The organism is Lewinella cohaerens DSM 23179 (assembly GCF_000379805.1).
Taxonomy (GTDB): Bacteria; Bacteroidota; Bacteroidia; order Chitinophagales; family Saprospiraceae; genus Lewinella; species Lewinella cohaerens.
In genome coordinates, this window is the sequence record NZ_KB903619.1 from 191,011 (window position 1) to 213,783 (window position 22,773).

General features: G+C 43.4%; 17 protein-coding genes. 8 read left to right on the forward strand and 9 right to left on the reverse strand.

Annotated features, from left to right (window positions below):
• Window positions 1-63 precede the first annotated feature (63 nt).
• The 6 genes from A3EU_RS0128705 to A3EU_RS0128730 all read right to left on the reverse strand — a co-directional run bounded on the left by A3EU_RS0128705 (window position 64) and on the right by A3EU_RS0128730 (window position 8,992).
• Window positions 64-912, reverse strand: coding sequence for an alpha/beta hydrolase (locus tag A3EU_RS0128705; protein WP_020539641.1), 849 nt, complete (start codon window positions 910-912; stop codon window positions 64-66).
• A gap of 11 nt (window positions 913-923) precedes the next feature.
• Window positions 924-1,652 carry an RluA family pseudouridine synthase gene (locus tag A3EU_RS0128710; RefSeq protein WP_020539642.1) on the reverse strand — a complete coding sequence of 243 codons (729 nt, stop codon included), beginning with the start codon at window positions 1,650-1,652 and terminating at the stop codon, window positions 924-926.
• Window positions 1,645-3,657 carry a bifunctional riboflavin kinase/FAD synthetase gene (locus A3EU_RS33785; protein ID WP_020539643.1) on the reverse strand — a complete coding sequence of 671 codons (2,013 nt, stop codon included), beginning with the start codon at window positions 3,655-3,657 and terminating at the stop codon, window positions 1,645-1,647. The genes A3EU_RS0128710 and A3EU_RS33785 overlap by 8 nt, the downstream gene beginning before the upstream one ends.
• 125 nt (window positions 3,658-3,782) lie before the next feature.
• On the reverse strand, window positions 3,783-5,330 hold the full coding sequence (locus A3EU_RS0128720) for a hypothetical protein (RefSeq protein WP_020539644.1): 1,548 nt from the start codon (window positions 5,328-5,330) through the stop codon (window positions 3,783-3,785).
• A 124-nt stretch (window positions 5,331-5,454) separates the two neighbouring features.
• Window positions 5,455-6,720 carry an HlyD family secretion protein gene (locus A3EU_RS0128725; protein WP_020539645.1) on the reverse strand — a complete coding sequence of 422 codons (1,266 nt, stop codon included), beginning with the start codon at window positions 6,718-6,720 and terminating at the stop codon, window positions 5,455-5,457.
• Between the two features lie 94 nt (window positions 6,721-6,814).
• Window positions 6,815-8,992 carry a peptidase domain-containing ABC transporter gene (locus A3EU_RS0128730; RefSeq protein ID WP_026211639.1) on the reverse strand — a complete coding sequence of 726 codons (2,178 nt, stop codon included), beginning with the start codon at window positions 8,990-8,992 and terminating at the stop codon, window positions 6,815-6,817.
• Between the two features lie 116 nt (window positions 8,993-9,108).
• Between A3EU_RS0128730 and A3EU_RS0128735 the strand changes: the two genes are divergently transcribed.
• The 8 genes from A3EU_RS0128735 (at window position 9,109) to A3EU_RS0128770 (ending at window position 18,907) form a co-directional block, all read left to right on the forward strand.
• On the forward strand, window positions 9,109-10,056 hold the full coding sequence (locus tag A3EU_RS0128735) for a glycosyltransferase (protein WP_020539647.1): 948 nt from the start codon (window positions 9,109-9,111) through the stop codon (window positions 10,054-10,056).
• 288 nt (window positions 10,057-10,344) lie between these two features.
• Window positions 10,345-11,295 carry a septal ring lytic transglycosylase RlpA family protein gene (locus tag A3EU_RS33440; protein ID WP_020539648.1) on the forward strand — a complete coding sequence of 317 codons (951 nt, stop codon included), beginning with the start codon at window positions 10,345-10,347 and terminating at the stop codon, window positions 11,293-11,295.
• A gap of 416 nt (window positions 11,296-11,711) precedes the next feature.
• On the forward strand, window positions 11,712-13,160 hold the full coding sequence (locus tag A3EU_RS0128745; RefSeq protein WP_156825938.1) for a T9SS type B sorting domain-containing protein: 1,449 nt from the start codon (window positions 11,712-11,714) through the stop codon (window positions 13,158-13,160).
• A 22-nt stretch (window positions 13,161-13,182) separates the two neighbouring features.
• Window positions 13,183-14,337, forward strand: a complete 1,155-nt coding sequence (locus A3EU_RS0128750) for a hypothetical protein (RefSeq protein ID WP_020539650.1) — start codon at window positions 13,183-13,185, stop codon at window positions 14,335-14,337.
• Between the two features lie 51 nt (window positions 14,338-14,388).
• Window positions 14,389-15,267, forward strand: coding sequence for a hypothetical protein (locus A3EU_RS0128755; RefSeq protein WP_020539651.1), 879 nt, complete (start codon window positions 14,389-14,391; stop codon window positions 15,265-15,267).
• 253 nt (window positions 15,268-15,520) lie between these two features.
• Window positions 15,521-16,501: a glucosaminidase domain-containing protein gene (locus tag A3EU_RS35175; RefSeq protein ID WP_020539652.1), complete on the forward strand. Its 981-nt coding sequence runs from the start codon at window positions 15,521-15,523 to the stop codon at window positions 16,499-16,501.
• 39 nt (window positions 16,502-16,540) lie between these two features.
• Window positions 16,541-17,635 (forward strand): hypothetical protein, encoded by a 1,095-nt coding sequence (locus A3EU_RS0128765; protein ID WP_020539653.1) that lies wholly within the window; start codon window positions 16,541-16,543, stop codon window positions 17,633-17,635.
• A gap of 75 nt (window positions 17,636-17,710) precedes the next feature.
• On the forward strand, window positions 17,711-18,907 hold the full coding sequence (locus tag A3EU_RS0128770; RefSeq protein WP_020539654.1) for a T9SS type A sorting domain-containing protein: 1,197 nt from the start codon (window positions 17,711-17,713) through the stop codon (window positions 18,905-18,907).
• Window positions 18,908-18,928: 21 nt separating this feature from the next.
• On the opposite strand, the gene A3EU_RS0128775 is transcribed toward A3EU_RS0128770, so the two are convergent.
• From A3EU_RS0128775 to A3EU_RS0128785, 3 genes are read right to left on the reverse strand one after another with little or no spacing between them, the layout of a single operon-like run.
• A complete protein-coding gene (locus A3EU_RS0128775; protein ID WP_020539655.1) occupies window positions 18,929-19,438 on the reverse strand; it encodes a DUF3124 domain-containing protein in 510 nt (169 codons plus the stop codon).
• A gap of 49 nt (window positions 19,439-19,487) precedes the next feature.
• Complete coding sequence (locus A3EU_RS0128780) at window positions 19,488-20,324, reverse strand: hypothetical protein (protein ID WP_020539656.1); 837 nt, start codon at window positions 20,322-20,324, stop codon at window positions 19,488-19,490.
• A gap of 28 nt (window positions 20,325-20,352) precedes the next feature.
• A complete protein-coding gene (locus tag A3EU_RS0128785; RefSeq protein WP_020539657.1) occupies window positions 20,353-22,326 on the reverse strand; it encodes a glycoside hydrolase family 13 protein in 1,974 nt (657 codons plus the stop codon).
• Between the last annotated feature and the right edge of the window lie 447 nt (window positions 22,327-22,773).

The window sequence follows — 22,773 nt, forward strand, 5'->3', positions numbered from 1 at the left end:
GCCTCTACCCGGCGTAGCCAAGTGAGGACTCAATTTGTTTTTGTACGTCTCTTAGTGTTACAGCTATACCTTTGTTTGTAACCATTCCTCGGCGCGGGCAATAATCTTCTGGCGCAATGGCGTATCGTGAAACATCCAACGGGCAGCATCTAAATGCGTCCCTTCCGTCATGGTGATCAATTCGCAAGTAGCGGAGGGAATTTCCTGAAGGCGCTTTTGAAAATTTGTTGCTGCCTGGTAGGGTGCCATTCCATCTTTTGTGCCATGAATCAATAAAAACGGGGGAATATGTGCTGTAGAAGTAGCTAGCTGCGCTGAAGGGTTAGCTTTTGAGAAAGTAGCTCCTTGGGGAGAACCCGCCAACAAACGAATGATTGGATTATTTTTCATCATAGACAAGTCGAGTACCGCTCCACAGGCGACAACACCCTTTATTTGGGTGCTTTGCCAACCTGCTTGTTGCCAAATACCAGTATCTAGCCCTGTAATAGCAGCCAGGTGACCTCCTGCTGACATGCCCAATAACACAACCGGCGGAGAAGGATCGCCATTGTTTTCCTCCCAATAGCGGCGGCAAGCAACGAGTGCATTAATTGTATCCTGGTGGATAGCACGAAAATCATACCAAGGCAAACGACGGTAGCTTGGGATAATTACCCCATAGCCGGCTTCCAGCCATGCGTTTGCAGTCTTTTTGAATTGTTCTGGGCTACCAAATTGCCAACCACCACCATGCCAGTAAATAACCCAGGCTTTTGGCGTGGTATCTGGTTCAATAACTAAGCAATATTGGCGAAAATGTTCACCGAAAGGTATTTTCTTGATGGGGAAGGTTACGCCGGGTGAACCTTTCACATCTAGCAAATAGAAAGGCAAATTGAGTAGTTCGTGAAAGACCGTACCCCGGATCATAATAGTTAATGTTACTTATCCCAACGACTCAACTGATTAAGCGTCGCACGAAAATCCTTGGGGAGGTCAGCTTCAAAGGAAACTTCTTCACCAGAGATGGGGTGCTCCAATTGTAACTGGTAGGCTTGCAAAGCCGTACGGCCCATGAGTGGACGCTCCTGTTTGCCCTTGGCTTTTCTGTATTTCTTTCCTTTTATTGAAGACAAAAATAGTTCGTGCCTACGCCCATAAAAGGGGTCACCTACTACTGGGTGGCCAATAGATTGTAGATGCACCCTGATCTGGTGTGTTCGCCCGGTTTTGATGCCCACTTCCAGTAAACTGAAATTAGCGTATTTCTCTACGACTTTGTAAGTGGTGTGAGCGCTCAACCCTTTCGCGGCGGTCGTCATGCGGCCTGGTTTGCGAGGATCTTCTATTAGTGGTGTCTCTATCACTCCTTCATCTTCCAAGGGGATTCCCTCCACGAGGGCCAGGTAAACTTTCCGGGGGCTATGTGCTGCAAATTGTTGAGAAAGGTTCCGGTGAGCGTCTGCTGTGCGAGCAAAACTAAGCAGCCCACTTGTATCTTTATCAATACGATGAACGGTAAGGATATCGCCGTAAATTCCCTGTAATAGATGTTTAGCATTCGGAAGGTCCTGATCATAACGATCTGGCACACTCAGTACTCCGCTGGGTTTGTTGATTACAAGAAATGATTCTTCTTCGTGTAAAACCTCTAGTCTCTGTTTAGCCATTCAAACGTTGCTTTGGTAATGCCCCGAAGGACCTGATACGACGGCCATAATAAGCCCAAACGATGCTGCCCCGGTATACCCCCTTTCTATTCTCAGGTCCTATGGCTAATATTGTTATTCGCTGATTATAGCTTCTGCGGCGTTTTAGCCAATACCCCAGGCGAGGAAAAAAGTGCCAGTGAGCCTTTACTATTGCACCGATATGTTGCCATTTGCCCTGAAGTAAAAACAAACATCCTGCTAGCCCATCCATCAATAACCGGAGAGGTAGCCACCAGAGCAATTTCCCCTTGCTTTCATTCTTGAAACTGGTGACCAGCGTATTATGAAAATTGAGGTAAGTTTTTCGCACCGATTGATAGGCAAGTGTTCCTCCTCCCAAGTGATAAACGATTGAGGAAGGGATGGCCATTACCCGATAACCGGCACGCTTAAAGCGCCAGCAGAGGTCTATTTCCTCTGCGTGCGCAAAATAATCGGCGTCAAAACCTCCGAAGGATTTGAAAAGGTCAGCTCTGACAAACATCGCTGCACCCGAAGCCCAAAATATTTCTTGTTTTTCTTGGTACTGTTCTTCGTCTTGTTCGAGGGTGGCAAATATCCGCCCACGACAAAAGGGGTAACCCAAAGTATCTATCCACCCTCCTGCCCCACCAGCGTATTCAAAATATTCAGGATCTGAATATGCTTTGATCTTGGGTTGGCAAGCGGCAAGACCAGGATCGGCTTCAAGCTGTTCGATACAGGGATGAAGCCAATCTTTTGTCACTTTGACATCAGAGTTGAGTAATACAAAGTAGTCGGCTTCAACTTGGGCTAAGGCTTCATTATAGCCTCCCGCAAAGCCGTGGTTCTTATCCAGGCGTAAGCAATCTACTTCCGGAAATTCTGTACTGAGCACCTCCAGGGAATTATCCGTAGAAGCATTGTCCGCTACAATTAGACGATAGTTCGTATTTTCTACGGAGTCGATTACTGAAGGAAGAAATTGTTTCAGGTATTCTGCTCCATTGTAGTTGAGGATAACGATAGCTACCTGAGGGTTATATGTGCTATTGACGCTACTTGGTTCTTCTTCTGAAAGAATTTGTAAACTGGCTTCCTTGTCTGCGGCCAGCTGCTTTTTCAAGCCTTCCATATCGGAAAAATGCTGGTCGCCGCGGATGTATTCTACTAAAGAAAGTGTCAGTTCTTGTCCATATATCTTTTGATCGAAATCAAAAATATTAACTTCAATTACCCGCTCATCTACCCCTTCAATACTTGGCCGGCGGCCAATGTAAAGCATTCCATTGTACTCTTCCCCCTCGTGGAGTACTTGTACAGCATAGATGCCATCGGCAGGAATCAATTTGTACTTATTTGCAGGTTGGATGTTTGCAGTAGGAAAGCCTAACTGAGTACCCAATTGTTGGCCATGTACCACCTTTCCGGTAAGGGTATATTGGTGATTGAGCCAACGGCCTGCTTCTTTTACTTTTCCAGCCAGGAGTGCATTCCTTATCTTAGTAGAACTCACCGCGATGTCATCAACCTCCTTTTGCTCAATTTCCACCACATTGAAGCCCGCGTTTTTACTATGCCACTTGAGGTAGTCGATATCCCCTTGTCTGTTTAGACCAAATTTGTGGTCGTAACCAATGACAATAGTCGATGGGTGAAATTTATCTACCAAGAACCGTTGGATGTACTCATCTGCGCTAAGCTGTGAAAAAGCTACCGTAAATGGAACCACAACCACATTATCTACCTCGTAGCGTTCAAATAGAGCTACCTTTTCTTCAATGGTTGATAACAGTTGGAGTGAATTATCCTTTGGGTAAATAACCTGACGAGGATGGGGATGGAAAGTGATGACAATGCTCTCGCCACCACTCTGGCGTGCCAGGCGGTTGATACGGGCCAGCAGCTGTTGATGTCCGCTGTGTACTCCGTCGAAAGAGCCGATGGTGAGTACCGCCCTCTTAAATTGAGGAAGGTCTTCGAGCTGGTAGAATACTCTCATTACGCTGCAAAAGTAAAAGAATTATTTTAACCGTAAACGCTAGGGGGGATAACAAATTATCCCCTCTGTCAGTAATGGTATTATTCCTGCTAGCTTGGCTATTGAGCAGCAATTAGATATACTTACTAATCGGTATTAAAAATACCTACTTGAAAAGATTTTTGGTCTGCTGCAATCAAAAAAACTTGATTGTCCACAAAGACAGAACGTCGAGCGAGTACCTCCTTCTTCTTTTCTGTGTTAATTGCGACAATTCTTTCTACAGACCACTCTGCTTGAGCATTCAATCTACGAGAAATGGTAAATATGGCGTTTCTCTTTGCGTTTGCGGGGATTGGCAAGGTCGTAGTGGCTTCCGTGTTGTACAAAAAATGGAGTTGATCTCCCTTGGCTCCTACTGCAAAAGAGCTGACCAAGGGGTTGGAGGTGTATAGTTTTTTCTCCAATGTGGCAATACGCTCCAGGTTTCCCTGCTTATTAAACCAGGGAATAATCAACTGATGAGTTGCAAAGCTTACCTGCTGTGCATTTGCAACACGCTGAGGAGTACTGATGTAAGCGACCTCTGCGATAAAACCAAAATCTCCGTTATCTAACAAGAAGAAGTCTCTCAGTATTAACTTGTCTTGCCAATCACTATAGTTACTATTGCTATTCAAAACATTGGAAAATGGGTGGGTATTCGACGTGAATGTTTGCTCATCAATGTTCATGGTATTAATAAAGACACCATTGTTTCCACCTTCTAGGGCCAGATTGTTGTAGAGCCCACAAACGGTAACAACATCACTGGTGCCGCCAGGAAGAAACAATCTACTTTCTAATGGGGCCTCCCCTTCCTCTAGATAGATGTCTATATCTTGTATTGTAGCTTCATCAATGCTAAAAACCTGGCATCTATAGCCGGCTATATGAGGCGTTCCTACAGAAGCTGCGAATGCTTTTGAAGCATGGAGTTGAGTCAAAAGGATCACCTTGCCATCATTACTTATTGTTGCATCCAGGACTGTTATATATTCCGCCACTTTTTCCAATTCTAGCTTTCGCTGCCAGAGCAATTCACCAAATTCATTCATAACAGCAAATACAAATCGCGCTTGTGTATTGACTGTTCTTTTTGAGATACACTGAATGTAAGCCAGCTTTGTTCCATCCGGGCTACGGTAAATTGGAGAAACAACTCCTAGGTTATTGTATTTATCGGTACTTATTGGATTTTCGCTTTGAGCAGTTGGTATCTCGTAAGAAAAAAGGGTACTTAAACGACCTAATGTGCCATCTTGGAAAGGGGCCAGCATAATAGTCTGAGTGGACTCTTTGCGCGAAAATTGAGAAAAGCATATAAAACTATTACTCCTGCTACTTATCGCTCCTTGAAAAACGAGGGGTGATAAGTTGAATTTTTGTTCAAACTGTTCGTTATTTAGTAGCGTATGCTGATTACTGAATTTCAGTATCGCTTTTGGCACCTTGTTAGCATCAAGGAATAGGTGATAAGCATTTTCAGTGGGAGAAAATAGTTGAAAATTTACCTTTCCTTTGATTCTTGGAAAATCTGCCCCCCAGGTTGTATTAGCCTGTATGGAGGAAGTAGAAAAAAGTAGATCAGTACTTTTTTGTGCGAAAACCAATTGAGAAAGTAAACAAAGAGAAAGTAGCGCTAGATGTTTCATACTTATAGGGTTTTGTACAAGTAAGCATGAAAGCAGCAAGATCGTTGATGATTAAGGCCGGATTTAAGTTTTCTTTAAAACTAGCAGCCTTAAAGAAGGCTTTTTAACATATCATTTCTGCATTCTAAATCCGTTGCAGTAACCAACTGATTAGTCGCTTTTCTTCGATGATAATCGTCATATTACCGGCCATGTCTTGTCCTACCTCCAAGCTTCGTCCTGTATTGGTAACCAGGCCCTTGGGGAAGCGTATTTCTATTGGAAGGGTATCATCCTTTGTTGGAATTTTGCTCTTAAAGGTTACGATCCCTTCTACGGCACCATACTGTTGGGCGGGAAAACTAAAGAAATCAACAATTACTTTCTGGCCTTCCGCAACTTGCCCTGATTCATTGAGCTTAAGTTCTGTTTTTCCAATCAAACTAGAGGGCGATGCAGGGATAACTACCGCCAAGCGGTCTTCTGATTCTACATAATTGGTTTCTTGAATGTCATCAAGAATAACAACCCCGTCAATGGAAGAAACAACCATGTTGCGTCGGCGCCAGTCGTCAACAGCTCTACGTAAATTATCGAATTCTACCCTTAATCCATCCATTGCTTTACGCTTACTTTCCTCTGAAATGGTAGCAGTAGTAGCTAATTGCCTACGCAGGAGTTTGATATTGCCTAATCTTGCATTGATACTAGATTCTGTCTCCAGCACATTGCGTTCTGCTTGTAGTTTTTGGCTTTCTTTTTCACGTACGCGGTTATAGTCCCCAATTTTTCCTTGCTGAAATAAGTTGTACTCCCGATCGTATGCGGCTATACTAGATAATCGTTGATCGTCTAAAATGCCGATCAGCGATCGCTCTTGGCTTATTTTTCGTTCTTCTTGTCGAATCTCCTGCTTAATATCATCGATAGACATTTGACTAAGCCTTCCCTCTTGCAGGTTTCTTACTTCGTCTTGTTTCTCTTGAAAGGTATACAACTGCTCTTTGACCCTTCCTAGAATAAGGTCTTTAGGTAAATCTAAGTTGATCAGCACCGAATCCTGATCCATATTTACGCGCGCTAATTTGTCATCCAAATAATGGATATCAGAAGGTTCTCCTGTTGATTTAAGTACGATGAGTGTTTCACCAGCAACTACAGTATCTTCAGATTCAACAAAAATCTCACTGATATGCCCCGAACGGGGAGTGATCAGTTCGATCTCAGGGTCTTCTCGCTTGATACGAATAACAGCATTGACCGTTTCAGGAAAAGTTATCCAGTATAGCAACCAAACGGTCACGATAAGGAGTATCAATGCAAACAACAATCCCCAGCGAACGAGCCAGTGTGGTGGAGTACCTAACAGCTCCTGTACTTCTTCACTCCTGATATCTATATCGTCGGTCATAGATTAAAGTAATTGTAGTTCATTATGGTGAAGGGGGCAGGTATCTTCGATATGGCAAGTGAATTGCAAATTGTTGGAAATATCGTGGTTTGCGTTATGCTCCGAGTTCAATTTGATTACGGACAAGTTGGTAGTAAGCACCACGAGAATAGTAAAGATCTTCGTGCGTCCCCTGTTCTACCAGTTCACCAGATTCCATAACGATAATGCGGTCTGCTAAACGTACCGTATTGAGGCGGTGTGCTACGATAATCATGGTTCTATCAGGAAAAGCTTCCGCGAAATTCTCCATGATGAGCATTTCGTGAAAAGCATCCAGCGCAGAAGTAGCCTCATCAAAAAAGAAATAATCCGGATCTTTGTATACCGCCCGGGCAATGAGTAGGCGTTGTTGCTCGCCAAGGCTCAGGCCAAGCCCCTCCTTCCCTACCTTCGTACTATACCCAAGAGGTAAGCCTTCGATGTAAGTTTGGATGTTAGCTACTTTAACGGCTCTCAGGAGTCTACGTTTATCAATGATTTCATCGCCCAGAGCGATGTTCTTCGCTATGGTGTCATTGAAAATGTAGGCATCCTGCAAAACAGCGCCACATTTATCACGCCAGAAGCGGTGTTGTAGATTATCGAGTTTTACTTCGCCAAGCCGAACGGCACCACTTACGGGTTGATAGACATTAAGTAGCAGCTTGAGCAAAGTGCTTTTCCCACTGCCGCTAGTACCTACAATGACGGTAGTTTCTCCTTTTCGAATATCAAGACTGATATTATTCAACACCATAGGAGAATTTGGGCCATTGTACTGAAAATCAACATTTTCAAAGCTTAAATCACCAGTTTCGGGTAGCATGCTGATCTTGCCCCGGGCATCCTCCTCATTGGCCTTGGTGTGAATTTCGTTCATTCGTTCCAAGCTGATCTTTGCTTCTTCAAAGGAACGGATGAATTCGACAAACTGCCGGATAGGAGAATTCAACTGGGCTACCACATACATGATCGCCACCAGCATCCCCAGGGTCATGGTGCCTTCTAAAACGGCATTGGCAACAAAGAAAAGAATGATCAAATTCTTGCCTTCATTTATAAAATCACCACCCGTACGCTGAATTTGGTTGTAAACAGCACCACCCATTTCTGTACGAATGAGAGCAGCCTGGGTACGTTCCCAAGACCAACGTTTCGATTTTTCGGCATTATGAAGTTTGATGTCCTGCATGCCTTCGACCAATTCGATTAGCTTCCCTTGGTTATCTGCATACTGATCGAAGCTTTTATAGTCTATTTCTCGCTGATTCTGCTGAAAGAGGTAAACCCAGGCCAAATTCAAGAGGGTGCCTAAGAAAAACACGGTTAATACCCATCCACTCCAAAAATACAGGAGCAGTGAAAAAGCGATAAAATTGAATAGCGACAAAACAGAAACCAGCGTAGTAGAAGTCAGAAAACGTTGAATACGTTCATGATCTGCAATTCTTTGCAGTAAATCTCCGGTAAGTCGATTGTCAAAGTAGCGTAACGGCAGTCTGGTCAACTTCTGTAAGAAATCAGAAAGAATTTTGACATTAACCCTCACGCCTACATGGATAAGAATCCAGCGTCGAAATACTTCTACTACGGTTTGGGCAATGAACAACAAAATCAAGCCCACTATCATCATAGTAATGAAACTGGGCTCAAGGTGTCCGATCCCAATATCTACTAATGATTTCAGTAGGAAAGGCATGGCGATCTGTAGCAAGCCTGCTACAATTACACCAACGCCAAGCTGAATGAGTAAACTCGATTCCTGGCGAAAATAAGCCCATACGTAACTCCAACGAGAGTGATCTACGCCTTCATTATCACGGTCATAAAACTCAGGCGTAGGTTCCAAGACGAGGATAACACCTTCGTCTTCTTCCTGTACCCAACTTTCTTCGAATTCTTCTTTTGTTATTTTGAACTTGCCTTCGGCAGGGTCGGCAATCCAGACATGAGTGGCATTGATCTTGTGTACAACAACAAAATGCTCATCTTCTAAGTGTGCGACACACGGGAGAGGAACGTCATCTTGGAGGCGTTCGTAATTTACTCTTACGGCCAGTGTTTGCATGCCTATAGCTTCAGCAGCATCACTGATTTCAAGTAAGGAAACCCCTTGCTTGCCCATATAAGTTAGCTCACGCAAGTACTCCAGCGAATAATAGCGGTTATGGTAACGAGCAATCATCCGCAAGCAGGTTGCTCCGCAGTCCATGCGTTCCAGCTGTTGAAAAAAAGGAAATTGTTTGGCCATACCCTGCTGTCCGTGAGGAAAATGCAAAACGCTGATTTCAACAAAATTAACCTTTTTGGTGATATTTCACAACAACTTATGTTTATTCGCAGAAAACCTATTTACTTTGCAATGCTATGCATAATACCTTCATTTCCGTTATTGGGGTCATTCATCAGAAATATGACCTGGACAAGCTCTCCATTTATTTAGAGGGACTTTTTCCTATTCTGGAAGCAAATTTCAGTGATTACGAAATCATTTTGGTCAACAATGTACCAGAGTGGCGGATAGATGATGCCATAGCCCCTCTCCTACCTGCACTCAAGAAGCAGATCTATTTGATACAGCTTTCTTCTCGTACGAATAAGAATCATGCAATTCTGGCAGGTCTTGATCGTGCAAACGGTGATTACACGGTCATTTTTGAAACGATCTTTGCGGATCAGCCTGAGGTTATTCTTGAGTTGTTTACAAAAAGTCAAGAGCAGTACGATGTCGTCTATTTAAGGGCTCGTGAGAGGGAAAGTTCTCAGGGAATGAAGTGGTTGTACCGCATTTTCTACTTCATCCTCAAGCGATACTCTCAGCTTAAAGTCGATGAAAAAGCCCATAATACACGCTTAATCTCTCGGCGGGCATTGAATTCCCTGTTGCGCTTGCGGGAAAACCTGCGGTACATGAAAGCTATTTATTCGATCATTGGCTTTCGTACTACCAGTATCAATACCGAGCAGGCGCTACCTAATGATGAAGATTTTCGCGAACGTTTTCGCACTTCGCTGGTAGCTATTACCTCTTATACGACCTTTCTGCGATCGAGTATGCTACTTATTTTTCTGGGGTCATTTTTGTTTTTAATGGGGGTTATCGCCAATGCTCTCAAAGTGAAATTTACTGAAACGGATCTCTTAGGTAATCCAGCTATTGCAGATTCGGGCTGGACTTTTTTGGTCATCCTTATTGCAATTTTCTTTGCAGTAACGACGCTAAATCTCTACATTATGTCTATCTATCTTTCCAATATTTACACGGAAATGAAACAACGCCCTCCTTATATTATTGAATCAGTACAACGGTTTTAATAAAAACCACTAATTTTGGGGTACGCAACTAAAGAAGCTGGTTAAAGCTTCATCATAATCTACTTTCATTGCTGGTTAATCCCATCTTGTTTGATAACAAAACAAGGATAGGAAACGTTTGTGAGCGGGAAACACCGAATATTTTTGTGCTGTTCTCAAACACTGAACTATTCAAGAAGTCTGAATTCAAAGCGACGAAAAGCCACAACTTCAACTTTTGAATATTAGTGCTGACTCGTTATAGATAAAAATCTATTCCAAGCAGGCACTGACCAAAAACTTAACTTAATGAAATTAACCCTACTTACCTTTTGCGTATGCCTTGGCATTTTTGCTCAGGCACAGAGCTTTCGCTGGAATGATGAAGCTGACACCACTGAAAAAGGAGCTTCAGCAGAAGTAGATTATTCAGGTACTGCACAGATTTATCCTGATTATCACGAAGGCAATCCTACTGCCTTAGGTGAGATTTTTAGTCAGCAACAAATGACAGCGGCTCACAAAAAATTACCATTAGGCACTATTGTAAAAGTAACCCGTCTGGACAATGGCCTTTCTACAACGGTTAGGATTAATGACCGCGGAGCGTATTGCGATGACTGTGTCATAGACCTTAGCAAAGCAGCTGCTCAGCAATTGGATATCTTGTCTATTGGTCAAACCAGGGTTAAACTTAGTGTCATAGGCTCTAGCAGCACCAATCCTACTTCTTATGCTTCGGCGGCAAGTTTAACGTCTGAGCCTGAGCTAACTAGCCGGGGAGTACCTCCTCCAACCTCGCCAACAGCCTATCAAACCACACTTCCTCGCCCCAATGCTTATCAGGTAGACGAACCTCGGTTGACAGCGCGCACGCCTGTTGTCAACAACACACCAAATACGCAAATAAGTGCCGTTAACCGGGAGCCCTCTCCTGCAACGCCAACCAAAGGGATCACAACCAATGTTGGAGAAGTGAATGTTATCGATGTCCCCATCTCTCCTTACGCTGTTCAGTTAGGTGCATACAGCAAATATGCTAATGCCGAACGCCATGTTTTAAAACTTCAAGGGCAGGGTTTCAATAATGTTTTCCTGTTAAAAGAACCCAACCAAGAGGGTGCTCCCCTGCATCGAGTTATTGTTTCTCCTTTTCTTTCCTTAGATGATGCCCGCGAGTATGTGGAAGATCTTGCCGATTACCATGATATTAAAGGCCTTGTCTTTCAAACCAAACTCATAGAAGTAGACGAGAATTAAGGTGCTAGATTTTTAAAATCTTCGTACCTTGTGATCAGTAGTAAGATCAAGTGTTTTTTGTCTCGTTGCCCAGCGAATGTCAAAAGGAACTACCCCTTTTTGATGGCAGAAAACATCTCTTTTAAGCAACTTGTCCCTTACTCATAATCTCTAGTACACTATCTTTTACAGTCTTGCACTGTGGTTTCTGCCTGTTGAAATAACAAGCTCAGCAACCTTTTGGGAAATTGTTCCGAAGACCTAATTTACCAGTGCTAATCGCTGGGTAATTTGACTATGTATTGCGCAGAAAATAAAACGCGATTTTTTTTTAAATTTTCCAAATAGTTAAAACACTTAAAATGAAGCGTTTATTCAACTATTGTGAAAAATAAAATCAGTTTTCATTTTCGTGCTGTTCCTTAAACCATCAAAGTGTGCTCAAGTTCTTAAGCGTCTTTTATTTGTCTGTGATACAGTTGTTTTCTTTCTCGCGAATGAGTAGCATTTGTGGACTAATACTCTTCGGGTTACTGCCTTGCGTAGTGAATGCCCAAGACGAATGCTTTGATCCTAGTGGTGATTGTACACTGGCCAACCCTGTAGAGTTTCAAAATACTATTTTCGTTAGCTGTGGGGATACTGTTCGCCTTGATCCTACCCAAGAATTATGCAACACTTGGACGATTGATGAGAATGTCAACTTTAACTATGGCCTAGGAGATGACTCTTTGGTTGTTTTTGTTGTTGTCGACCAATGTTATCCAGAAGCATTATTCGTAGATGGGATCACTAATACGCCTAGTGGCACAGGCATTGCATCCTGCGATACGCGCCAAGTATACCATTTGGTCCCAGCTATAGATACTATTCAGCAAGGACTAGATTGTGCAAATTTTGCTTCGCTAGACTCTCTCCAAGCCAGCCTGCCAAGCAGCTGTGGCTGTGATAGTTTATTGGTGAACTATTTTCTGGATGAAATTATTGACACCACCTATCTCTATACCCAAAGTTGTATTCCATCCGAAATAGGTATCAGTATTGACACCCTTACTGCTGGTAGTGGCTGTGATAGTATATTGATTACTTTCACAGAACTCAATGATGCCCCAGCGCTTTTCCTTGAGGATGTCTATGCTTGTGTAGGCGAAGTGGCAGTATTGCAAGCTTATGCGCTAGAAGAAGGAACCTATTTGTGGAATACCGGCAGCAATGACTTTTCTCTGGAAGTAAGTGAACCCGGCACCTACTCCGTGACTTTTACAGGTGAAAATGGCTGTATGGCTACTCAGAGTGCGACAGTGGGCTTTACAGATATATCCGTAGAACTCACACCTACCGTGGCTGAGCACTTGTTGCTATCAACTAATCCGCTGGAGGTCTGGCAGGGATCAGCCATTGAAATGGAAGTCTTCGTCAGTAATACTCCTTTTCCTTACGAAATCATTTGGGATGGTGGCCCCGAAATTGGGGACACTACCTTCAATTACATCGCAAGCAGTAGTGGCAGTTTTCAAGTAGCAGCGATTGATTCTATCGGATGTGCAGGTGTCGCTGAAGTCGAGATTCTCGTACGGCCGATTGGCGTTTATGTGCCCACCGCTTTTAGCCCCAATGGCGATAATAACAATGATTTCTTCAGTGTCTACTCCTCCCCGAATGTAGAAGAGGTGCGGTTGCAGATATTCTCTCGAACAGGGGGTACCGTTTTTGACGAGCAATTGGAACCAACAGAACAGTTATCTCAGGGGATTATATGGCAGGGTTGGGATGGTACTTATCGGGGTAAACGGCTCAATCCTCAGCTGTTTGCCTATCAACTATGGTACCGGGCTATCCAGGGAGAATGGAAAAACATATCTGGAGAGGTGAGTTTAGTAAAGTAAAAAACAGCTTAAAAAACAACGAATGAAGCATATTTACTGGTTGGCTTTTGTTTTTTTGGGGATGTTTACAACTGCTACCGTATTGGCCCAGGAAGTAGACGGAACAGGTTTTCAGTTACTCGATATTACAAAACAACGAGCATTAACGGTTGCAAGCTATGACATGGGGAGCAAAGGTAAACCCAGCGCATTTAAATGGCCATGGCGAGCGCAACGGATGGATTACTTCAGCTGGTGGTCCAAGAAGGTGACACTCCGGATCATGGAAAGCTTTCAAGTAAAGCCCGGTGTGCGTTATATGTACCAAAAAAGCAGCTTGAGTTATATAGCTGACGAAACAATCCTAGGAGGAAATATTACCATTGACGATGACTTGCTTAATGCGGTAAATTTACCAAGTATTGTAGAAAGACCACTAGAAGACCTCTTGATTGAGCTACCGACCGGCCAAGTTGGCCGAGAGATTAAAAACTGGACCTCACTGGCAAGATGTGAAATAAACGTCATTGGCGTCACAATGCGAGCCAACTACTGGTCTGGGGCATTGTCTCCGGGGCAGTTCCCACAGCCCTTGGATATCAACAAGCTATTTGATGTCAATGAATTTGTGGGCGTCGCAGCCAGAGAACTTGCCGCTACATCTGCTCTTAACAATGCTGTTTCTCTAGAATTACTGGTTCATCCAATAATGTTACTTACTGGGTTTCGGCAGCTGGAGTGGAACAGTGGCAGCGGTATTTACCTCAATGGTGATTTTGCTTTTGGTTGGGTGAAAGCCACCGATCTTACTTTCAAACAAGGCCGTGAACTGCTGGGAGAAGTGGATATGGGGCAAGAAATACGGAATGCCCTCCCTGACCCATTAGAAAACCTTATTGATACCGATGAAGCCGGACAGATTATCCTGGACGCTGCCGAGAGCCGCCTGCCCCTTTATGGATTTGGCTTACCTGTGGCTACAGGTAAAACAATGGAATTTAGCGGTGTTGTAGGCTACCGCTGGGCAAATAGCACCTGGACAGGAGATGCTAATATTGGACTCTTTTACCAGACCCAACAGTTGAGCAATGATCACCCGTCTAACCCTGAACTAAAAATACAGCGAATCACTCCTACCGTTAACGTGAAGTGGATTTTTAATAAAAGAAGCACAGAATCATCGCTGTTCGAGGGTTAATACAAGTAACTGCCAGCTATCTTTTCAACGACTACTCAGAATTTTAAGCTTATGAAGAATTTTACATTTTGGTGCTTTCTGGTTTTGATTCCTTGTGCGATGAGTGCACAAATCGACTTTTTTGGCCGCTCTATTAATGGTGGCCAGAGCCCCAACAGTGCCAGTGTGTTTTTGACCGTAGGTCTGGCAAATGAAACGAGTATAGTGAGTGATGCGGCCAATCTTAAAGATTTTGATCATGCTGCACGACAGATTAATCTCTTTAACCTGGGAATTGGATACGCTACGCAAATCCTGGAAATAGACAGTCTGGAAGAAATTGAAATTGATCTCGATACAGTTATTGGCGGACCTGTAACCCAAAATGCTTTCCGCTTTTATATGGGTATGCAATATGAAACCTTTGATCGTGATACACGCACGACCGCTAGCGTTGGCGGCTCCCGTTTTCGTGATGGAGGACTTTCTTTTTCGTTACGGCACGAAATGAGCCTCTTAACAGAGAATAACATGTGGGAGATTGTTCCCGCTACTGCCAGTGCCCAATCGCTGATGGCTTCTGTCTATACAGGCCTTGAAGCAGGATTTGACAGTGGCTTTGGGATTTCCCTTGAAGAATCAGGTATACTGCAATTGATAACAGACCACCTCGTGCGGGATGTTGCCGAAGGCGACCTTACCTTTGATGAATATAAATCCCTTGAAGCCACTTTGCATGAAAGTATCCGTTATCAGGCACCTAAAAACACAGGAGGTTCAGAGTGGTACCTTTTGGCAACGGTGAAAGGGCAAATGTTCATCTCGCCATTCCAACGCGTGCCTTTGCGTTTTACACTTGGGGCAGATTTAGGATTGGATATTACCAGGGTAAGAAAACGCAACCAGAACAGAATTGGAATCTTCTTTAAGACGGAATACCTTTTTTACTAAAAGAGGGGAATTGAGAAAAATCAACTATCTTATCGCATCAAAGGGCTACTTTTGCCACATACTAGTGATCTACACATGCCATTTCCTATAAAAAATGGCAGTCTTTTTTTAATCAACGCCCCACTCCCACTCATTCCCATTGTATTTTTTTGGTAGCTGTTAGTCAGCTCCCTTACTTGTAATTATTTACCAGAGCGCCTTATTTTGCCTTTGTGAGCTAATGAACTATCTACAACAAATAATCAATTCCTTTATGGATGGGTTCTTACCTGTCTTTGGCTTCTTGGTGCTGGCAGGTGGTGGGTATCTCATTTACGAACAAGGGTTTAGTGAATTCAGGAAACTACCGCTCATTCAGGAAATCACAGATGCCTATCTGGTCGGTTGGGAACAAACTTCAAATTTTGGAGAGCAATTAGCTACGCATATCATCATGATTGATAAGCGTTTCCCTGCATATAGCACATCATTATCCGTTGATATCGATACGGAGGAATCATTACAAGTTCGTCATAATTGGAACGCTGATGTAATCGCCAATAAATTAGCTAAAGAAGGCTGGTCATCAGGAAAATTAAATGCAGCCAATGCTTACCTGGCTTATATCGAATCCTACCTGGATGAAGCCTTATACGATATGTATAACACCAATGTTTCAGCGAGTATTACCATCGCTCAGGGGATATTGGAAAGTGATGCTGGCAGGTCTCGTTTAGCCAGGACAACCAATAACCATTTTGGTATAAAAGCCCTTCCTAATGCCAATGGTCGAAAAAAGATAAAAAGCAGAAATTATGGTCAGCTGTATGATCACGATTTTACGTTCAAAAAACCTGCAATTGGGGTGTCTCAACATCATGACGACCATAAATACGACCGGTTTGAAACCTACCTCAGTGTACAGGACAGCTATCGGCGACACAGCAATTTGTTGAAAAACAAATGTACTACAGCCCGCAAAGGGTGCTATGCCTGGATTTGGGAAGCATTTCCTGTGCAAAAAGAGCGAATTGACATTACGGAGATGGCTTCTATTTTTCAAAACACCTCTGGAATTCCCCCCGAAGATTTTTTTGGATACACTACCCTACCCTATTACGCTGCACAAGCCGCCGGCCTAAAAATGGCGGGGTATGCGACCTCAAAAAGCTACCATAAAAAACTGGTTTACTTGATTGAAACCTATGAATTATGGCGACTGGATGCCGCCTTATCAAACGCCCTTAACTCATGAAAAATTTATACTTAATAACATACCAAAAATCGTGTAATTATGAATTTCATTCTACAAATTTTTAAATACTTTGGCGCTTTTGCGGCCATTGTACTTTGTGTTGGCTTTATTTCAAAATCTGATTTATCCTCCTTTCTGGCAACACAGACGACCCAGGGTTTCACAGAAGATGAACTTGGGCCAACCCAGGAATATGCGACCCTTAACTTGAATAAGGCACGCGAAGACCTCAGGGGAGAAAGCAGCGCTATCAGAAGAAGCTCTTCAGATCGTGCAGCACTCCCTACGCTTCGGGAAGCTCCACGTAGCAGCAACATCCGAACCGTTGCTAACCCAGACGTAAACCCAGTCAGCGATCGTAATAGCCGAAACATGATTCGGAGCAGCGATATCAACAGCTGGATAGAAATGAGTGCTGCGCAAACCTTTTTAGAGGCTGAAAAAGAAACCATGTCGCCAGGAGTAATCCTTGCTACAGGTGTCTATTTTCTTCAGCAAGGGCAAGGCGATCTCAGTATGAGTGCAGCCGACGTTGCTGCTTACCTGGCAGAAGTAAGGGACAATGCCAGCGGAGAAGCTAAGTCACACATGAAATACATCGCTAACAGTGAAGAATGGTTTAAGGGGCTAAGTCTTGCTGGTTTCGATGGTGTTCAAATAGCAAATATCTTTGATCGTCAAGGTCTTGCTGCTTACGATAAAGCCATGTATAGCCGTCACGTAGAAAGAAAAATTGAACAAGCAGATTATGCTGGAGAGGCCTCTGCTTTGGGTGCGAATGAAGAAGCTCGAAACAAGAATTTGGCCGAAGCTTATAACGACTATGCTGACCGACCAGAGGTTAGAAAAAAATATGGTCTGCCTAGCAGTGTAAATGCCCCTGCGACCATCACTGAGGCCGAGGTGTCAGAAGGTCGTGAAGAAGCCATGTCATTCCGCAAAGGAGAAACCAAAAGTTATGATAATCCTCGTCTTTTTTGGTCCGTCCTTCAGGAAATGATTGCCCTTGAGCATGGCTACGAAAGTTGGGATGCTTACAAGGACGACCACTCGCGGTCCGCTGATAAAGAGTTCCAACAACGTTCAGATATCATTGCATTGGGCGGAGATATGAAAGTGACGCGCAAGCAATAAAGATTGATCTACTAATATGATTACAGAACCGCAAAGAATTTTATTTCTTTGCGGTTCTGTACTTAAAGACATGTTATGAAAAAATGGTTTCTTTTTTTGTTGGTGGGGTTAAATGCGGGTTTGTTAATTGCTCAAACAGAAGATATTCGCATGTTTATTTTTGGGCATAGTCTAATTGATCATCGGCCTCCCGCTATCCCTACACCAAGCAATGAGACAACTGTACCACACTGGATTTACCTTCTTGCCGAAGCAGGAGGTAAGTCGTATGCTGCTGGTGGACAATATGGCTTTTTACCCCAGCATGCCAATTTGCCTCCTATTTCTCAATGGGGATATGATCTTGTACCACCGGTTTGGGAATCAGATACCGAACCCTTTTCTGCTGCTGATATTTCGACCGTATTAATTACGGCTGGTAACTTCATGCAATGGCAAGCACCAGATGCAGAATATCCGACAGATCCTGGCGTAAGCCCTGTCTCTGCTACGGAAGCTATTGTAAACTGGATAAACCTACAGGAAGAAGGAGTCGTTTTCTACATTTATGAAAACTGGCCCGACATGGCACCTTTTCTTGGTAATGGTTTTCCTCCTTCTGAAAATGAGCTAGCACAATATCATCTTTCAACACAGGCAAGTTTCCATGACTGGTGGATTGAATACCAGGATTTACTCCTGCAATCATTGCCCGAGGAAAAAGTGAGAATGATTCCTGTTGGACCAATTATCAGTGGTCTTTTGACAGAATTTCTTGCAGGGCAGCTATCTCCTACAGAACTTTATGAAGACGACGCTCCACACGGTAGGCCTACCTTGTATTTTTTGGCAGGATTGATCACCTATATGGCTATCTACGGAGAAGAAGCTCCTAGTAGCTTCATACCGCCAGAAACGGTGTCCAATGTTGTTCGGGAACAGTTTGAGGAAATAACTACCTATTGCTGGAATGCCTTATTAGACTTTAATACCGTAGAAGGCGCAAGTAGGGTATTTTGTGAACTGCCCTCAGCCCTTGATGAAGGAAAAACCAGCATTCCTGTAATAGCAGTTTTTCCTAATCCAGCAAATGAACAAGTTACCATTCAAACGACCACTGAGACTTACGAACTTATTTTATTCAATCTAATGGGAGAAGCACTTATAACTTACACTGGGAATACACCTGCTTTCAATCTTCCCATTTCGATATTACCCAAGGGAGTTTATATCCTACAATTAAGAGATATAGAAGATGGGGCTATCGTTTCTAAAAGGATTATTAAGCAATAAATTCACCCACGTTATCGGTTATCACTCTACCCTTTTCCCCTGCGTGGAGAAGGATAAACCTTGCTGCCCGGAGGTAGAGATCATTACGGCTTCAAAGATGGGTTCATGTGCCTTGTAACGGATATGCCAGTCGAAGATGAAGTTAGCCCCGGTACCTCCGTCCTTGTCGATTTCGTCGATGACAATTTCTACGGTTTCCATGGGAGCAATGAAGATGGTTCCGTCAAAATAACTCCGAAGAAATGTGCCCTGGGTATCATAATAAGCGGCCTGGCTAAGATAAACAGTATCCTTTAGGCTCGTATTCCTCATGCTTACCGTAGCAGTCAAATTGTGGGTAGTATGCTCCGTTTGGCTATAAATTTGGGAATACACAGAGAGGTAAGTCATACCATGTTCTAGTGAATCAAGAATTACAGCGCCTGCTTTTCTCGTCTCCCAATTGACAGGAGAAATGGAGCTGATAGCTTGCTCGTCTATGCAAGAAGAGCATAGGGTGGCGAGGAGTAATAGTTGGAGTATTTTATTCATTATAAATTCTAGTTTTTCAGTTGAGCAATTTATCCGAGTTTTTAGGTCTTCAATTAAAAACACCACTTTCACTTTGTCGTGTTGAGAAGAAGACTTTTTCACCAATTAGTGTTTTTGAACTATCAAAATTCTTCCAATTCTCACCACAGTTGAATGAATAATATCGCTCTGTTGTTTTTATCCTTAGAGAATTTTCAAAATAATAACTTCGTTGAATTAATGGCGTATTCTTGGTATTATCGACGCAATTTATCGTTTCGATGGTCGTACTTAGGGCTTCAATCAATTCAAACGTATCTTCTTGAACTTCAAAGATAGTTTCAAAAATCTCAATAACAGGAACAGATGAAGTTGGGTATACTAAGCGACTGACAATCTCCTTTTGGCCATCTTTGTCAACATCACTCCATGTTATTTCGGGGGCATGGTACTTCCCGCCCTCAATCATTGTCTTGTTGACAACAATATAACTATTGATGTCAATAAATACGACTTGCCCACATAGGCCAAATGGTCCAAAAAGACTTCGATATTCTATAAGAACTAGAAACAAGGCGTCATCTATACGATGAACACTAAGTAATTTATCTTCATAAGTTGAATCCGGATAAGTTCCAACATCTTCAGAGAAATAGTCATGGATAAGCACAGAATCGAGAATCAGTTTTTCCACCTTGCCTCTCTCCTGTTTATTGATTGAATCATGAATAATAGAAATGTATCTTAGCTCCCTTACTCCAAGTAAGTTGGAGTCTGCCAAACCAAGAATTGAAGTACTCTTTTCTTGCTCTAAAGTACGTGTTGTATTTGTATCAGGTTCTTTAGAGTGGCATCCAAAGCAGCAGGAAATACCAATAGAAATCATTAGTGTCAGAATGCTTTTCATGATCCTCAAGTTTTGACATCACAAATAACTACTCTAACTCGAGTACTACCACCTCGTAGGCTCCTAGTAAAATACTAGCCACATTCTCGACTTTCTGCCCCGTAACGACGTTTGTTCCTGCCGTTGCTCCTGCTATCCGTTGCGCAAAGCGGTCGGTTGCGAGTGTCGTTTCCGCAGGATTGGAATTATAGGCGATCATCACAGTTTTTTCCTCATTGTAACGAAAGAAAACATACACGCCATCTTCTGGAATGTACTGTGTAAGTTGACCAGTTTGTAACACAGGGTTTTCTTTGCGGTAATTCGCTAGTGCCTTGATAACATTGAACGCCTCCTGCTCTTCGGTAGTTCTGTCCCTTTCTTTGAATTTGTTTTCCTTGTCTCGGGGGAAACCACCGGGGAAATCTCGTCGGCCACCTTCTCCAAAGGCACCACCGCTGCCAGTCATCAAAATTTCGGTGCCATAATAAAGCATCGGAATACCTCTTAGCGTTAGCAACAAACTTACAGCAGATTTGAATTTATCTAAATCCTCTCCTAGTTCGCCGTAAATACGCCCCAAGTCATGGTTGTCTAAAAACAGGACATTGCGGTAAGCGTCTTCGTAAAGATAATCCTGTGCTAAAGTATAGTAAACTTTAGCAACACCACTCGTCCATCCCTGGGCTTCGGTGAGGGCCTCTTGGAGTGCATAATACAGCTGAAAATCTGTAACTCCCGGCAGATGACTGTTATGATCATTCGCCCGTACACCTTCAGCAAACCAGGACTGAATACCGGTGCCATGCACCCATGTTTCTGCAAATATTCCCAATTCAGGGTATTCCTGTAGCATCCGACGATTCCATTCACTCATGAAATCTTGGTCACAATAAGCATATGTATCAATACGAAAACCATCTTGGCCGCTGTATTCCGTCCACCAGATGCTGTTCTGAATGAGATAGTTGGCCAATTGTGGATGTTGCTGATTAAGGTCTGGCATGTGTTTATCAAACCAGCTTTCGGTAACTTGAGTGAAGTCGCTTTCTGCTGCGTAAGGATCGAGATGTACAGGTGCCCGATAGCAAATATCTTGGTAACCATCTTCCCATTGATGAATCCAGTCGGTAGCAGGCAAGTCTCTAATAAACCAATGCTGGTCCCCGGTATGGTTGAAGATGACATCCATGATCACCTTTTGTCCGCGTGCGTGAGCCAATTGCACCAGCTGGCGGTATTGTTGGTTGGTACCTAAACGAGGGTCAATTTCGTAATGATCTGTTACGGCATAACCGTGGTAGCTTTCATAAGGTTGGTCGTTTTCAAGAACGGGGTTGAGCCAAAGTGCCGTTGCCCCTAATTCTTCGATATAATCGAGGTGTTCCATGATGCCAATGAGGTCTCCACCGTGCCGGAAAAACACTTTATCGCGGTTGGTTCCTTTCTGGAGCATATTTCGCCCTTTGTCGTTGCCTTTATCGCCATTGGCAAATCGATCCGGCATGATCAGATAGATAAAGTCAGCTGCTGTAATACCTTGTGCTTTAGGGGTCTCGTCGCGGGCTTTTAATTCGTAAGGATAAGCTTTATTTTCTCTGCCGTCTGGATACTTTAGTTCAATGAAAAAGCTACCAGCCTTGGTCTCAGGAGCTATATCCAGTAAAAGGAATATGTAGTTGGGATTCTCCAATCTGGTCGTTTCCAACAAGGTTACTCCCGGATAATCTATGAAGGGTTCCAGGCTGCTTGCGTTGTGGTCATAGATCAGGATTTCCAGTTGGCGTTCGGCCATTCCTGTCCACCAATTTGGGGGCTCAATACGCGTATTGGAGAAGGATTCTCCAGTGGCTTCGCGGTAATGATACTCACTCTCCTCTGTGCCTAAAGGCATTTTTTGCATCGGGTCATCATTGTAGATACCATGCTGGGCAATCAAAGGCAGGGTGAACAAGAAGCCCAGTAGGCCACAAAGTGCGGGACGCTTAATATTGGCTAAAACCATTTTTGGGTGAATCATCATTTTTTACTTAAAACTATAGCAGGTTTCGCGGGACAACATCCACGAAACCTGCTAAATCATAGGGAATATTTTTGACCAGAACTAGTGACCTGTCACTACTCTGCAACGTTGAATTGCAGCTTGGTAGGCATACTCAATAAGCTGACTGCCTTGACTGCAATTCGACTCATGTCATAGGTTCTTGTACCAGACCAGGACATATAATCTTGTAACTGGGAAACGGCCTGCATCTCGAACTCCATATCCAGCGCGTTATTCGCTGCATCGAAATGAATAAGCTCCTTAGGACCATCATTATAGATCACCCAGCTGCCATTGGAATAGGTTTCCTGCCATTGCCCGGTTGTGAAAGTCCCATCGGCATTAAGCGCCCACCAGCGACCCTTGNTGGGGAGATTCTGGGTATTGTCTTCGTGATTTACCCAGTGCTCTGCTACCCAGTAAGGA

Excerpts from the sequence above, each read along its gene's own strand:
- A3EU_RS0128765 (WP_020539653.1), top strand. The coding sequence starts at position 16,541 with ATGAATTTCATTCTACAAATTTTTAAATACTTTGGCGCTTTTGCGGCC.
- A3EU_RS0128720 (WP_020539644.1), bottom strand. The coding sequence starts at position 5,330 with ATGAAACATCTAGCGCTACTTTCTCTTTGTTTACTTTCTCAATTGGTT.
- A3EU_RS33785 (WP_020539643.1), bottom strand. The coding sequence starts at position 3,657 with ATGAGAGTATTCTACCAGCTCGAAGACCTTCCTCAATTTAAGAGGGCG.
- A3EU_RS0128785 (WP_020539657.1), bottom strand. The coding sequence starts at position 22,326 with ATGATGATTCACCCAAAAATGGTTTTAGCCAATATTAAGCGTCCCGCA.
- A3EU_RS0128710 (WP_020539642.1), bottom strand. The coding sequence starts at position 1,652 with ATGGCTAAACAGAGACTAGAGGTTTTACACGAAGAAGAATCATTTCTT.
- A3EU_RS33440 (WP_020539648.1), top strand. The coding sequence starts at position 10,345 with ATGAAATTAACCCTACTTACCTTTTGCGTATGCCTTGGCATTTTTGCT.
- A3EU_RS0128725 (WP_020539645.1), bottom strand. The coding sequence starts at position 6,720 with ATGACCGACGATATAGATATCAGGAGTGAAGAAGTACAGGAGCTGTTA.
- A3EU_RS0128750 (WP_020539650.1), top strand. The coding sequence starts at position 13,183 with ATGAAGCATATTTACTGGTTGGCTTTTGTTTTTTTGGGGATGTTTACA.
- A3EU_RS35175 (WP_020539652.1), top strand. The coding sequence starts at position 15,521 with ATGGATGGGTTCTTACCTGTCTTTGGCTTCTTGGTGCTGGCAGGTGGT.
- A3EU_RS0128775 (WP_020539655.1), bottom strand. The coding sequence starts at position 19,438 with ATGAATAAAATACTCCAACTATTACTCCTCGCCACCCTATGCTCTTCT.
- A3EU_RS0128780 (WP_020539656.1), bottom strand. The coding sequence starts at position 20,324 with ATGAAAAGCATTCTGACACTAATGATTTCTATTGGTATTTCCTGCTGC.
- A3EU_RS0128770 (WP_020539654.1), top strand. The coding sequence starts at position 17,711 with ATGAAAAAATGGTTTCTTTTTTTGTTGGTGGGGTTAAATGCGGGTTTG.
- A3EU_RS0128755 (WP_020539651.1), top strand. The coding sequence starts at position 14,389 with ATGAAGAATTTTACATTTTGGTGCTTTCTGGTTTTGATTCCTTGTGCG.
- A3EU_RS0128730 (WP_026211639.1), bottom strand. The coding sequence starts at position 8,992 with ATGGCCAAACAATTTCCTTTTTTTCAACAGCTGGAACGCATGGACTGC.
- A3EU_RS0128735 (WP_020539647.1), top strand. The coding sequence starts at position 9,109 with ATGCATAATACCTTCATTTCCGTTATTGGGGTCATTCATCAGAAATAT.
- A3EU_RS0128705 (WP_020539641.1), bottom strand. The coding sequence starts at position 912 with ATGATCCGGGGTACGGTCTTTCACGAACTACTCAATTTGCCTTTCTAT.